At 44.4% G+C, this 13,238-nt stretch carries 14 protein-coding genes and 1 CRISPR repeat array; of the genes, 9 read left to right on the top strand and 5 right to left on the bottom strand.

The window, feature by feature from the left end:
• Positions 1-111 precede the first annotated feature (111 nt).
• The 4 genes from MiSe_RS25740 (at position 112) to MiSe_RS25725 (ending at position 5,042) form a co-directional block, all read left to right on the top strand.
• Positions 112-624 (top strand): MogA/MoaB family molybdenum cofactor biosynthesis protein, encoded by a 513-nt coding sequence (locus MiSe_RS25740; protein WP_226586056.1) that lies wholly within the window; start codon positions 112-114, stop codon positions 622-624.
• Positions 625-684: 60 nt separating this feature from the next.
• A complete protein-coding gene (locus tag MiSe_RS25735) occupies positions 685-1,338 on the top strand; it encodes a YdcF family protein (protein WP_226586054.1) in 654 nt (217 codons plus the stop codon).
• A gap of 24 nt (positions 1,339-1,362) precedes the next feature.
• Positions 1,363-1,539 carry a hypothetical protein gene (locus MiSe_RS25730; protein WP_226586052.1) on the top strand — a complete coding sequence of 59 codons (177 nt, stop codon included), beginning with the start codon at positions 1,363-1,365 and terminating at the stop codon, positions 1,537-1,539.
• 58 nt (positions 1,540-1,597) lie between these two features.
• Positions 1,598-4,546: a CRISPR direct-repeat array (repeat unit 37 nt; unit sequence GTTGCAACATACTTAAATCCCTATTAGGGATTGAAAC).
• A gap of 199 nt (positions 4,547-4,745) precedes the next feature.
• Positions 4,746-5,042 carry a hypothetical protein gene (locus MiSe_RS25725; protein ID WP_226586050.1) on the top strand — a complete coding sequence of 99 codons (297 nt, stop codon included), beginning with the start codon at positions 4,746-4,748 and terminating at the stop codon, positions 5,040-5,042.
• Positions 5,043-5,081: 39 nt separating this feature from the next.
• On the opposite strand, the gene MiSe_RS25720 is transcribed toward MiSe_RS25725, so the two are convergent.
• The 3 genes from MiSe_RS25720 to MiSe_RS25710 all read right to left on the bottom strand — a co-directional run bounded on the left by MiSe_RS25720 (position 5,082) and on the right by MiSe_RS25710 (position 7,334).
• Entirely contained in the window at positions 5,082-6,206 is a 1,125-nt protein-coding gene (locus tag MiSe_RS25720) for an RpnC/YadD family protein (protein WP_226586049.1), read from the bottom strand.
• An 82-nt stretch (positions 6,207-6,288) separates the two neighbouring features.
• A complete protein-coding gene (locus MiSe_RS25715) occupies positions 6,289-6,615 on the bottom strand; it encodes a hypothetical protein (protein WP_226586048.1) in 327 nt (108 codons plus the stop codon).
• A gap of 53 nt (positions 6,616-6,668) precedes the next feature.
• On the bottom strand, positions 6,669-7,334 hold the full coding sequence (locus MiSe_RS25710) for a GNAT family N-acetyltransferase (protein WP_226586047.1): 666 nt from the start codon (positions 7,332-7,334) through the stop codon (positions 6,669-6,671).
• A gap of 182 nt (positions 7,335-7,516) precedes the next feature.
• Between MiSe_RS25710 and MiSe_RS25705 the strand changes: the two genes are divergently transcribed.
• Complete coding sequence (locus tag MiSe_RS25705) at positions 7,517-8,089, top strand: Uma2 family endonuclease (RefSeq protein WP_226586046.1); 573 nt, start codon at positions 7,517-7,519, stop codon at positions 8,087-8,089.
• A gap of 352 nt (positions 8,090-8,441) precedes the next feature.
• On the opposite strand, the gene MiSe_RS25700 is transcribed toward MiSe_RS25705, so the two are convergent.
• The gene (locus MiSe_RS25700) at positions 8,442-9,026 is read right to left on the bottom strand and encodes a PAP/fibrillin family protein (RefSeq protein WP_226586045.1); all 585 of its coding nucleotides are present in this window, start codon (positions 9,024-9,026) and stop codon (positions 8,442-8,444) included.
• Between the two features lie 628 nt (positions 9,027-9,654).
• Here MiSe_RS25700 and MiSe_RS25695 point away from each other — a divergent pair.
• The 4 genes from MiSe_RS25695 to MiSe_RS25680 all read left to right on the top strand — a co-directional run bounded on the left by MiSe_RS25695 (position 9,655) and on the right by MiSe_RS25680 (position 12,776).
• On the top strand, positions 9,655-9,906 hold the full coding sequence (locus tag MiSe_RS25695) for a DUF3134 domain-containing protein (protein ID WP_226586044.1): 252 nt from the start codon (positions 9,655-9,657) through the stop codon (positions 9,904-9,906).
• 75 nt (positions 9,907-9,981) lie between these two features.
• Complete coding sequence (gene mraY, locus MiSe_RS25690) at positions 9,982-11,094, top strand: phospho-N-acetylmuramoyl-pentapeptide-transferase (RefSeq protein WP_226586042.1); 1,113 nt, start codon at positions 9,982-9,984, stop codon at positions 11,092-11,094.
• A gap of 178 nt (positions 11,095-11,272) precedes the next feature.
• Positions 11,273-11,956 (top strand): L,D-transpeptidase family protein, encoded by a 684-nt coding sequence (locus tag MiSe_RS25685; RefSeq protein ID WP_226586040.1) that lies wholly within the window; start codon positions 11,273-11,275, stop codon positions 11,954-11,956.
• A gap of 136 nt (positions 11,957-12,092) precedes the next feature.
• Positions 12,093-12,776 carry a response regulator transcription factor gene (locus tag MiSe_RS25680; RefSeq protein WP_226586037.1) on the top strand — a complete coding sequence of 228 codons (684 nt, stop codon included), beginning with the start codon at positions 12,093-12,095 and terminating at the stop codon, positions 12,774-12,776.
• A gap of 159 nt (positions 12,777-12,935) precedes the next feature.
• Here MiSe_RS25680 and MiSe_RS25675 read toward each other — a convergent pair.
• Positions 12,936-13,238, bottom strand: a 303-nt coding sequence (locus MiSe_RS25675; protein WP_226586035.1) for a hypothetical protein, incomplete at its 5' end; no start/stop codon positions are given.

Here is a 13,238-nt window from a genome sequence, read left to right as displayed (position 1 = left end):
TAGGTAATTGCAGATTGCAGATTTTAGATGCCAGATGGAAAAATATAAAATCTGCAATCATCTAAAATCTGAAATCTAAAATCTGAAATCTAAAATCTGAAATTCACTGCTATGACACCCCAACCTCACCCCGAATCGACTCAAATAACCGTAAATTGCGCTGTTATTACCGTCAGCGATACGCGCACTCTGGAAACAGATAAAAGCGGTCAGATAATTAAGCAATTGCTCGTAGATGCCGGTCATGAAGTAAGAGATTATACAATAGTTAAAGATGAACCGGAACAAATTCGGGCGCAGATGGAAATATGGGGAAAACGTCCCGATCTGGATGGTTTAATTTTTAATGGGGGGACGGGGATAGCGCCGCGAGATACGACTTATGATGCGATCGCATCCCTGCTAGAAAAAACTTTACCCGGTTTTGGGGAATTGTTCCGCTACATGAGTTACCAGGAGATTGGTTCGAGAGCGATCGCATCGAGAGCGATCGCGGGCGTCTATCAAGGTAAACTGGTATTTTGCCTCCCCGGTTCGAGCAACGCCGTCAAACTAGCCGTCTCTCAGTTAATTTTGCCAGAATTAGTCCATCTAGTCACCCAATTAAGAACGGGTAATGAGTAATGAATAATTAAAGAACCCAGATTATTGCAATTAGCAATTAGCAATTAGCAATTAGCAATTATGAAACCTCGTCGCCAGAAATTTTTGAGAGCGGGTATACTTGGTTTCTGCCTGATAATTGGAATTTGGCTGCTTAATCTCACCCTGACTTTGCAAGCAGCATCAAAAAAGCCAGTCGATGCCTTATTCGTACTGGGAGGCAGCATCACCAGGGAAATTCACGTCGCCGAGTTAGCTAAAGAATATCCTAAAATACCGATTTTGATTTCCAAAGGTTCGCAAGCTCCTTGTATTTTACTCATTTTTCAAAGAGCGAAAACTTCCCTAGAAAATGTTTGGGTAGAAAAGTGTGCCGATTCCACATTTGGCAATTTCTATTACAGCTTGCCGATTTTGGAAAAGTGGCAAGCTCATAAGGTAATATTAATCACTTCACCCAGCCATTTACCCCGCGCTAAATGGATGGCTCAAATCATTTTAGGTGCGAAGGGAATTTGGGTAGAGACAGATATCGTCAAAGAAAAGGGAATTCCTGGGAATCGCGAAAAATCTTTCGTCACTGCGTTTGATGTCACTCGCAGTTTGTTATGGGCGGTTATCGGTCAATTTTACTCGCCCCACTGTACCGAGGTAAGGCCGCTGTCTGAAGTAAATTTGGTAGAGTGGAAGGCGAAAGGGTTTAAGTGCGAGCGCCAAGGTAATCTTGGGTATTGAAGCAAAAATTCCGGGAGAGGGTAGGTGTTGGAAAACCAGGGTAAAATTTTTCGGCTGGAACCCTTACCCCATAAGCCTTTGATGCCTATGGGAACAAAAATAGCCGCTCGGAAACGCTCAAACCCTTACTGGGATTGGATTTTAGCCTGGGTGAAAATCTATGGAGTTGACAGAGCGATCGCTGAAATGGTACTTTTATGATTGTCTCCCGGTAACGAACCTTGAAAACTACATACAGAGAGTGTTTCAGGAACAAGCGGTTGCAACATACTTAAATCCCTATTAGGGATTGAAACACCATCACCCTCACCAACATCTTGCAAATTACCAGTTGCAACATACTTAAATCCCTATTAGGGATTGAAACCATAACTTATCACCCACCTGTAACCCATACACAGGTTGCAACATACTTAAATCCCTATTAGGGATTGAAACATGGATGGAGAGTGCTGGGAGTGTACCACTTGCACTATCAGTTGCAACATACTTAAATCCCTATTAGGGATTGAAACTTCCAGTGTTTGGCGTGCAGCGGCTATCCGCTTCTCGTTGCAACATACTTAAATCCCTATTAGGGATTGAAACTGTCACTGTCACCAGTACTGTCACTAAGTACTGGTGAGTTGCAACATACTTAAATCCCTATTAGGGATTGAAACCGGAAATTAGGCATCGATCGTTGCTTGCTTGCTTGTGTTGCAACATACTTAAATCCCTATTAGGGATTGAAACCTTGCAGAATATGGAAAGGCTCCGCAAATCCATATACGTTGCAACATACTTAAATCCCTATTAGGGATTGAAACTGCGATAACCTCTGCCATTCCATAGGGGTCTAGCGTTGCAACATACTTAAATCCCTATTAGGGATTGAAACACCTAAACAAAGAGGAGACAAGTGAATGGCAAATGTTGCAACATACTTAAATCCCTATTAGGGATTGAAACCGGCAACTTGATGAGGAAGCCCAAGCTGTATCCTTGTTGCAACATACTTAAATCCCTATTAGGGATTGAAACAGCGGCAACAGATTGAGCAACCCCTGATGGATACGGTTGCAACATACTTAAATCCCTATTAGGGATTGAAACACAAAAATCGACAAAAGATGCTCCAACCCTTGAAGAGTTGCAACATACTTAAATCCCTATTAGGGATTGAAACATCTTACCCAACTGCCAGTCAGGCATAAAAGGCGCTTTGTTGCAACATACTTAAATCCCTATTAGGGATTGAAACTCCATCCTGGCCTGCATCCAAGCTAAGCGCTCATGTTGCAACATACTTAAATCCCTATTAGGGATTGAAACTCTAGTTCGTCGGCTACTGCCCCAAAAGGAACAGTGTTGCAACATACTTAAATCCCTATTAGGGATTGAAACTTTTGTTGCATTCATTGGTGCTAAATCCCTTCAACGTTGCAACATACTTAAATCCCTATTAGGGATTGAAACTTCAAAGCAATGTGCTTTCGGAACCTACCGATGAACGTTGCAACATACTTAAATCCCTATTAGGGATTGAAACCCAAAATTGTCAACTATTGCGGGCACTTCCCGCTTGTTGCAACATACTTAAATCCCTATTAGGGATTGAAACGCTCAATCCGTTGCTGCTAACTTAACTGCCTGCACCCGTTGCAACATACTTAAATCCCTATTAGGGATTGAAACGTTTCCCTTTTCTGGATGATGCATGGCTCACATTGGTTGCAACATACTTAAATCCCTATTAGGGATTGAAACGCCTTTTATTGTACTTTTGTACACATGCTGACCGGCTGTTGCAACATACTTAAATCCCTATTAGGGATTGAAACCATGACCACGTCCCGGCTCCTTCGGCAACTCGACGTTGCAACATACTTAAATCCCTATTAGGGATTGAAACTAATTGCGGAGTAGGTGCGACAGGTGGCCTTGACGGTTGCAACATACTTAAATCCCTATTAGGGATTGAAACCCGGAACAATGACTAGGTCAGCGTCTTCACCTAATGTTGCAACATACTTAAATCCCTATTAGGGATTGAAACCGACAATTTACCGATAACCCATTCTACGGAATACTCGTTGCAACATACTTAAATCCCTATTAGGGATTGAAACGGCTGATTTTGAAGTAACTCCGAATCTTTTTTCAGGTTGCAACATACTTAAATCCCTATTAGGGATTGAAACGAAGTTTTGCGGCATTAAGCGCTTCCTCCTTTGCTAAGTTGCAACATACTTAAATCCCTATTAGGGATTGAAACGGCAGCCAATTTGTTTGCGGACGCTGTGATTCCACTTGTTGCAACATACTTAAATCCCTATTAGGGATTGAAACCCTGCGCGGTGTACCCCTCCATGGGGACATAGTCCACGTTGCAACATACTTAAATCCCTATTAGGGATTGAAACCCATACCAGTTGCTACCGCTTGCCCAGAAGCAGGTTGCAACATACTTAAATCCCTATTAGGGATTGAAACTAACTTTGCTTCGTAAGCGATTCGGGTCGCGGCAAGCGACTTCTCTTGTTGCAACATACTTAAATCCCTATTAGGGATTGAAACGATAAACATACAAAAAGCGCGACCAATTCCCGTTGGTTGCAACATACTTAAATCCCTATTAGGGATTGAAACCTATGTTTTCTAAGGCACCCTTGCCTATAGAAATCGTTGCAACATACTTAAATCCCTATTAGGGATTGAAACGTCTGTCTTTCCCGCGGATCCGCGGGAAATATAACGTTGCAACATACTTAAATCCCTATTAGGGATTGAAACGCGCTAGAAGCTTCTATTGAAAATAGAAAGCGCTTGTTGCAACATACTTAAATCCCTATTAGGGATTGAAACGCCAAAACTGTCTACTTCCAGTGTTTCATATCCGGGTTGCAACATACTTAAATCCCTATTAGGGATTGAAACAGCAACAGAAGCTCCAGTTACGAATGGAATTAGAAGCGTTGCAACATACTTAAATCCCTATTAGGGATTGAAACAGTCCTTCAAGGAATCAACAACGGAGTGCTTCCCGTGTTGCAACATACTTAAATCCCTATTAGGGATTGAAACGATGATGAGGTATCCATTTTGCTGCAATATTTGCGTTGCAACATACTTAAATCCCTATTAGGGATTGAAACGCCGGAGACGACGAAGAGACGATTGATGAGCCGCGTTGCAACATACTTAAATCCCTATTAGGGATTGATATCATGTCCGTTTAATTGCCCATAATAAAAAAACCTCACCCCGTAGTTGCGTAGGGACACGGCATCAGAGATATCTCGGACAAACAGATAACTTTAATCGTGCCGTGTCCCGGCTCACGATCGTAGGTAATCGATCGGACATGATATGAAACAAAGCATTTAATAAGGGGATGGATAGCTGGAACTAAGGGAAGGGTTAAAATGCCCACCAATGAAGAAAGATACCGAACATGGGTTAACCACGTAAGAAGCCGGATCGCTGAGGAACCAAGACAAAAGGCTTGGATTATAGAAAAAGAGTGCTGGAAGTTGATCGACTTAGCGATAGACCCTATAGGTGGTGACGAGAAAGTCAAGAGGATGCTAACCGTTATCTTGGATGATAGCGACATGGAGCTACTAGAGGAACTAATCGCTTTTGATGAGGGCGATATCCCAAAAGAAAGCCTGTTAGTTGAAAAGATCAAGAAGCGGTTAATATCGGCTCTCCAGGCGTAAAACAATGGGACTAACCAAAGTAGTTGATGACTAAATTCATCACCCATTGCCATTGGATAGTCTGGCTAGGAGTTCTTCATCAGATAATTGAGGCAACTGTTGCAGCAATAATGCTAATTCTTCGGGTGATAATGCGAGTAGATTTGTTACTAGATTAGGGATTCGTTCTTCCAGGGTGGCGTCCCACCTATCGCCTAATTGCCCAAACCGCATTCTCAAAACATTTTCTGCAACTAACCGTCTGGCTTGTTCTATTCCTTGAAAGTCCACCGTTAGCGCAGATAATTGCAGGATTAACAGAGTAAATTCCCTACTAGGTAAAGCCGACACCGGGACTAAAAAAGCAGACAATTTTGCATCTAATTCACCAAACCTCACAAGGAAGAAGTTTTCTAATAGCGATCGCTGTCCTTCTTGTCTGCCTTCTTGTCTACCTTCTTGAATGCCTCGTTGTTCTGCGGCTTGTAATTGCTGTCTAAATAAGGGTGCGATCGCCATAACTAACTCCCGATCTTCCAGATCTAATTCTTGTTCTTGATTTACTGCTAAGTTAGATTGCAGCGCGTACAATAATTCTAGCGTAATCTCGCGGACTGGATTATCTACTGACAAAGCAGTCAACTGCGCGATCGCTTCCTGTTGCACCCGCCCCCTCCCTAAGATTCGCAGCCACAAAGTTGAGGTAGTTTTTGGCAATTGATGAATAACTACTATGGCTGTCCGCAAATATTCCGCCAAAAAATAGATACCCTTGCCCCAGGTTTGTTCATCTGGAATGGTACGAAACCCATTGAGCAATTTTTTTGATGCCGTTGGCGTTAATATCCATAACTTAGGTAATTCTGATTCTTCAAGACGAGTATTTTCTCTTCTTGCTTTGCGTTCTAATTCTCCTTTGACATCTAATAATTTACTCAAGCAACTACCAACCTCGCCGACGGTAACAGGATTGCGAAACGGTTCAAACAGAGCAGTTGTAGCTGCCATTCTTCCCAAGATGCCCAAGCTTTTCGCGTAATCCTGTATCGGAGATGATGGGGTGAAGTAAACATCTATTTCGCGCACTTCTGAACTGACGTTGCGATTGCAACTAACTGTTCCTAAAGGCGCTAGTAGTTCCGACAAATAATCTTTAGCAAATTGATCGTAAATTATTCGGGTCATTTTCCTGCGATCGCCATATTTTTTGTAAGATTGAAACTAGATCAGAGATTGAAACCACGATTGAATATTCGCCACATGAACTTCAGAGAAAAATTGACTGCGTAATTGTTCTTCGCGGATAGGGGCTATAGGGTTTTTCATCAGAATTAAAATCGATTTCTACAATTGCATCGCACTGTATCCACCAAGTACCGGGAAACCCCATCTTTAAGGATTCATCCCAAAGGTGAAACTCAGTCTTAATATATTGTAACTTTTTTCCGGTAGCATCTTGAATATTGGGATGCCATAAAAGTTGGGCGGCATAATTTCCACATAAGTCCGATGCTTGTTGTCTAACAGCTGCAATAAACCATTCTGGCGGTTTAATGGTTGGAGAAAGTATCCACTGGGATTGTTGATTCGGCATATGATGTTTGCTGTTAAACACCCCCCTTGGCAAGGGGGGCAGGGGGGGATCTGTCAGGAAATTGGCGGTATATTCGAGTTTTCAGATGCGGTATCGGTGCCGATGACTTTAGTAGCAGCTTCGCTGACAATTTCTTGGGGTTTATTGGCGGAGGGACGACGACGCGATCGCTTATAAGCCGCCCGTTCAACTTTCTCCCTTTCGTAAGCAATTAGTCTACCATAATACTCGTGCTTGCTCAAATTCATCGACAAGAAAATATGCTGGCGAGTATTGCCAAATCCCTTGCGCGTAAAAAACTTTACCGCTGGAGTATTCGCCGGATCGGTATCAGCCATCATGAAACGCACACCATCTTCAATCATGCGTTCGACTAGCTTATCTACCAATTTATCTCCCACACCTCGACGCTGAAAGTTAGGATTGACACCTAACCACATAATATAACCATAAGTCCAGTTTCCTTTGGTGATGACGGTTCCCAAAATAAATCCTGCCAGTTGATTATCTATTTCGGCAACCAGGCAATATTCCGGATCGGTATTGTAAAGTCCAATTACCTCCCACTCATCCCAAGTGCGATAGATATAAGGATACAAGTCGCTGGTAAATACATCTTCTCCCAAGTGATAGACATGGGCAAGGTCATCAATATCCATTTCGCGGACGTCGATATATACGTTTGTGGGGACATCCCCATCATTAGTATCGTTTGTCATCACAATTAAACAAATACTTCCTTTTTTAGGATATCTGGTTTTTGAGAGTTGGTTATTTACAGGTTGTACATGATGCCATATTGCTTTGCAACGCTGGCGCGAAGGCACTCTCCACACTATGCACAGTCGCAGCAGTAAGCGCCTAAAATAAAAAGCGATAGACTATAGCGGAGGTCGAGACAATGACAACAGTAGTGTTAAATTTGGCAAGTGTAGGTTTGACCGACGAACAGTTTTACCATCTGTGTCAGGTAAACCGAGATTGGCAATTTGAACGGACAGCTAAAGGAAAACTAATTATTATGTCACCCGTCGGAGGAGTCAGCGGCAATCGAGAAGCCGATTTAATTAGCTTAGTCTGGTTGTGGAATAATCAAACACAACTGGGAAGAGTATTTAGTTCTTCGACAATTTTTCGCTTACCAAATGGCGGAGATCGCTCTCCCGATGTTGCTTGGGTTAGCTTAGAAAAATGGGAAGCTTTAACCGAGCAACAAAAAGCAGAATTTCCACCAATTTTTTGTCCCGATTTTGTCATTGAATTGCCCTCGCGCACAGACGCACTGAAACCGCTTCAGGAGAAAATGCAGGAATATCTTAATAGCGGATTGCGCTTGGGTTGGTTAATTAACCCACAAGCGCAACAGGTGGAAATTTATCGCCCGGATCGCGAGGTAGAAATTCTACAGTTTCCGGTTAGTTTATCGGGAGAAGATGTGTTACCTGGATTTGTTTTAAATTTACCGCTGGGGTGAATCAGATTATGTGCGTTCGCTTAGTACCGTAGGCATCTCGCTTTTGGAGTTTGTGGAGGTAACATGGTATGCGATCGCTTTTCTCTAGCCCAGGACTTACCCACGACGAACCTATCACCTTTGTTTCTTGCTACGATCTCTAATTCCAAAGCGAGGATTTTTCAGAGAAACCCGGTTTCTTGCTACGATCTCTAGTTTCAAAGCCAGGATTTTTCAGAGAAACCCGGTTTCTTGCTACGAGAGAAACTTTGGTGTTTGCGTAAGTCCTGTTGTCAAAAACTATGAAGTATCACATTTTTATCCTTCATACTTCCCATAACTAATCACCAATTAGCAATTAGCAATTAGCAATTTAAACTTTAGTCAAAACGAACACACTACCCTCATTCCCCCGCCCGATTCGCAAGTCTTCATCCAGATAGGTGATATCCAGCCAACCTCGTTGCTCGCGACTCTCGATGGTAAAATCGAGGGCGGTAAATTTTTTACCTGATTCGATCTGCTCGATAAAATTACTAGGGGATTGATAATCGATTAAGCGTTGCAGACCGGAGAGCGAGCGCTTAAATGTAACCTTGACCCGGCGTTCTGAAACTGCCTCATACTCGGCAGCAACGCTCACAAGACCTTCTAAATAGGGCAGTCCGTAAATTTCGGCAATGTTGTAAACCTTGCTTTCTTTAGTACGGATGCATTGATAAACTTGACCGAGTTGGAATAACGGCAGTTGGTCGATGCCTAAAATACCGCGACTCGTAGTGTAGAGCAATCGCCAGTCACCTTCTAATAAATCCGCAGCTTCAGTAGGACGTGGAGTAGGGTTGCGGTCTTCTAATTGAGCGATAAGAGACAAAATTGCTGGTTTATCAGCGGCTGTTGCCAATAAGCCGCGATTTTTGCCCGCGATCGCTTCCAATAACTCACTTTTGCCAATCACGATCCATTACCTCTTTACAAAAGCAGCCCAATTCCAGGATAATCCTTGCCAGCATGACCTAAAAGTGTCAACAACCCGTCAGCAAGTCTCTGACTATGCTGAGGGCTTGAAAGATAGCCCACGTTGACCAGCCTAAGTCCTACGCGGACTACGTTAACGGCAAGTGTTCACGTTCACACCTACGGATGCGTGCCCGTCTGTAGCTCTGTAACCGAACGGTTAAACAGGTGCGTTGGGTCAGTGTCAGTGCTGTTCGGAAAGTACCGACCGTTAACATTGGCGAGGCAAACCTTACTCGCTTTTGGGAAGTGTGCAGCTAATAGCTGTTGCCCATATCCGTACATGTTGAAAACACGAGTCTGTAACTGTCCAGACAAAAGGCAAATGCTCTCGTGTCGAACGTCGTCAGTAAATCCAAGGCGGTAGGGGTTTTCAAACCTCCAAGGAAAGCGACATCCCGCAGAGCTTTCCTCTCCCGCTAAAACTAGCGTTTATAGCGGGAGTCAAGAGCGGGTTTTCATGATGGATAACTCTACTTTATAAGTACTGCGATCGCAAACAGTTTTGGTACACTTCTAGTGAACGATAAATATGCGGCGGAAACGATCAGCTGCAACGCTACTTAAGTATGTACAAAAATCCTTCCTTACGGGAACAACCCCTAGATCAGCCAGCTGCCGTGATTCCCCAGAAACACGAATCATCGATTCTCGACTGGTTAGAATCCACAGGTCGCCTCTTGGCTCGCGATGAAGCTCATCTTGAGGCAGGATATCTCGATGAAGCCGATGAGGAAATCTCAGACCTGATGGGAGGTGACGATGTTGGCTTCGACGACGACGATGACTTCGATGACGATGCGGGCGTGGATGACGACTAATCCCAGCCAGCGTTAATTTTATACCGATGCCGTCGTCGGGCGCGTGAAAACTGGTGTGTGGAGTGGAATATTACCGTGGATGCAAAATTATCGTCTGGTAGGTCTTTTAACCTGACGGGAGCCGGATTAGCCCTATTGCTCTGTGTAGCACTCAGTGTAGTCGCTCTGATTCTCGATTTGATCGCCGGCCGCTCTTTGTGGCAAGATGCTTCCCTCACCTTACCCTTGCTGGTTTCTGCCGTGACAACCGCCTGGTTGGGTTATCGAGTGGTGCCCTTCTTGCGGAGGCTCAAAGCCGAACAAATTATTCGCGAAGATGGCCCCCAATCCCACTTAAAAAAGGGAGGCACTCCCACAATGGGGGGTGTCTTTTTTATCCCAACTGCGGTAGCAATCGCCCTGGTGTGGTCTGCTTTCACCCTCGGCATCACTAACATCGCCCCCGTAGTGGCTGTATCGGTTTTGACCTTAAGTTATGGATTCATCGGCTGGATAGATGACTGGCAAATCCTGCGCCGCAAATCGAACAAAGGAATTTCGCCCCGCACCAAACTGGCATTGCAAATAGGGTTTGGCGCGCTATTTTGTTTGTGGCTGCTAGTTAGCCAACCCCCAACAATCGCAAACATCGCCTTACCTTTCGGGATGGTTTTACCCTTGGGGCTGCTGTTTTGGCCTTTAGCTGCATTTGTCCTAGTAGCAGAAAGTAATGCCACCAACCTCACCGACGGCGTCGATGGACTCGCAGGAGGAACCAGCGCGATCGCTCTTTTAGGACTCGGTGCGATCGTCGCTCCCACCAACCCCGGATTAACGATATTCTGCGCCAGCATGAGCGGTGCTTGCTTGGGTTTCCTCGCCCATAACCGCAACCCGGCTAGAGTATTTATGGGCGATACCGGATCTTTAGCACTGGGAGGCGCATTAGCATCCGTCGCCTTAGTCAGCAACAGCCTTTGGAGCTTATTCCTCCTCAGCGGTATCTTCTTTGTAGAAACCTTGTCCGTCATGGCACAGGTGAGTTACTACAAAGCCACCAAACGCCGCAACGGCATCGGTAAGCGACTGTTTAAAATGGCACCGCTCCACCACCATCTCGAACTGAGCGGCTGGTCAGAAATTAAAGTCGTTGCTACCTTTTACGCCATCAACGGACTGCTGGCGCTCCTCAGTTTTGTTCTGCGTTGAAAGCAGTAATTGGTATAAAATAAAACTACAATAACCCATAGTAGGGGCAAGGTGTAGAAGAATTTTAATTGACCAGAAACCCGGTTTTTCTAAAAAACCGGGTTTCTTGAAACTAGAATGTTCCCTACAGCTGCAAAATTAATTTAGGGATTGTTGTACAAGAAACCGATTCATGGCAATGAATGTCAAAAAACGCCCAGGCCAGGTTAAAAACAATTTAATTGGCCTGGGCGTTTTTGCGATCGCTACCTGTTGCCTGTACTTCCCACTTTACCGCATCGGCTATCTTCCACCTTTAACCGATCTCTGGGATGTCCTGTGCTTGAATGGTTGTACCGATAACGATTCTACAACCATTGCACCCCGCTCTTTTTTAAATTATGACAAGCCAATAAAACAGATTTTAGGTACAGATAAAATAGATAAAAATAAAAGCTCAATCTTGGTGGAAAAATCTAAGTATAGACTGACATTTTTTTACGATAAAAAGCCAATAAAATCCTATCCGGTAGTGTTCGGATCAAATCCAGTAGACGATAAATTGAAAGCAGGAGATAAAAGAACACCCGAAGGGAAATTTAAAATAAAAGACCTTTATCCCCACGCCGCATGGTCAAAGTTTATCTGGTTGGATTATCCGACAAAATATTCTTGGAGGAAACATTTCAAAGCCAAGGGAGATGGGAAAATAAAATGGAATGACTCAATTGGCAGCGAAATCGGAATTCACGGCACACCCGATGATGCATTGATAAAAAAGAAGTCAAATTGGACATTAGGGTGCGTTTCGTTAAAAAACAAAGATGTGGATGAGTTGTACCAATTCGTGCAAAAAGGAACAGAAGTAGAAATCATTCCCTAGTTAGAACCCGATTATCCAAGAGGTAGGTAGTTGTACCAGTCTTGAAGATAAACCTTCCAGGCCGCGCAGAAGCATTAGACAGTCGTTAAATTTCGCTACATTGAAAAGTAGTAGTGAAATCGAAAGGTGACAAGAGATGTCGGCACATTTGTTAGTGGTGGATGATGAACCCGGACTGCGGGAAGCCGTCCAAGCTTATATGGAAGATAGCGGCTTTACTGTCGATGTTGCTAGTAACGCCAACGAAGGCTGGGATAAATTGCAAAAGAATACGCCGGAATTGGTGATTACAGACATCATGATGCCTCAAGTGGACGGCTATCAGTTTCTCAAGCAAATGCGGGAAGATCCCCGTTTCAAGTCGCTGCCAGTAGTATTTTTAACAGCTAGAGGCATGACAAAAGACCGCATTCAAGGGTATAACGCGGGATGCGATGCTTATCTATCCAAGCCGTTTGACCCTGATGAGTTGGTAGCGATTGTAGAAAACTTGCTCGAACGTCGATCTGGTACTGATAATACAGGGGAAGGTACTAACCTGGAAGAAATAGCGCGTCAGCTGGCAGAAATTAAGGCACAATTGCAACAAAGACCAGCGATCGCGCAAACCAACCCACCGATAAAAATAGACCTCACACCCAGAGAACAAAGCGTTCTCAATTTAGTGGCAGAAGGGTTAATGAACAAAGAAATTGCCCGTCGCCTAGAAACCAGCGTCCGCAACGTCGAAAAATACGTCAGCCGCTTGTTCAGCAAAACCGGCACCAACAGCCGCACCGAGTTAGTACGCTACGCCCTGGAACACGGATTAACTAACTGATGAACCGAATCCGCTTGGGGGGAGACGGAGGAGATGGAAAAGGTGAGGCAGTAATATCTTCCTCACCTTCTCCATCTGCGTCTTAGGTTCGGTATATCAGTGCTTGATTAACTTAAAAAGCCAAGATGAAGGGTCAGACCGCCAATCAATAACAGTATCCTATAGGTATGGGTAACTGCTTTGCCAGACTCGGAGCGTTTGGAATTCAAGCGCGATTCGCGCTCCGCGATAGCTTCGCTGCACGCGAGTGCGTCTCTCAAGCAGAATCGCCAGCAAAAAAAGGTAGGCCATGCAGTTGCGCGCGCCAGATCTGACGCTCGCAATAGGTGCAACCAATCCAGCACCATCGGTTTGGTAGGGGCACGGCAGGAGAAAACGATCTACAAGCGCAGATTTGATGCTTGCCGTGCCGCCACCAGCGAAGCCAATCCAGCACCATCGGTTTGCTAGGGGCACGGCAGG

Origin of the sequence: Microseira wollei NIES-4236, assembly GCF_020521235.1 — a bacterium.
Classification (GTDB): domain Bacteria; phylum Cyanobacteriota; class Cyanobacteriia; order Cyanobacteriales; family Aerosakkonemataceae; genus Microseira; species Microseira wollei.
This window is presented reverse-complemented; position numbering and strand designations above follow the sequence as displayed.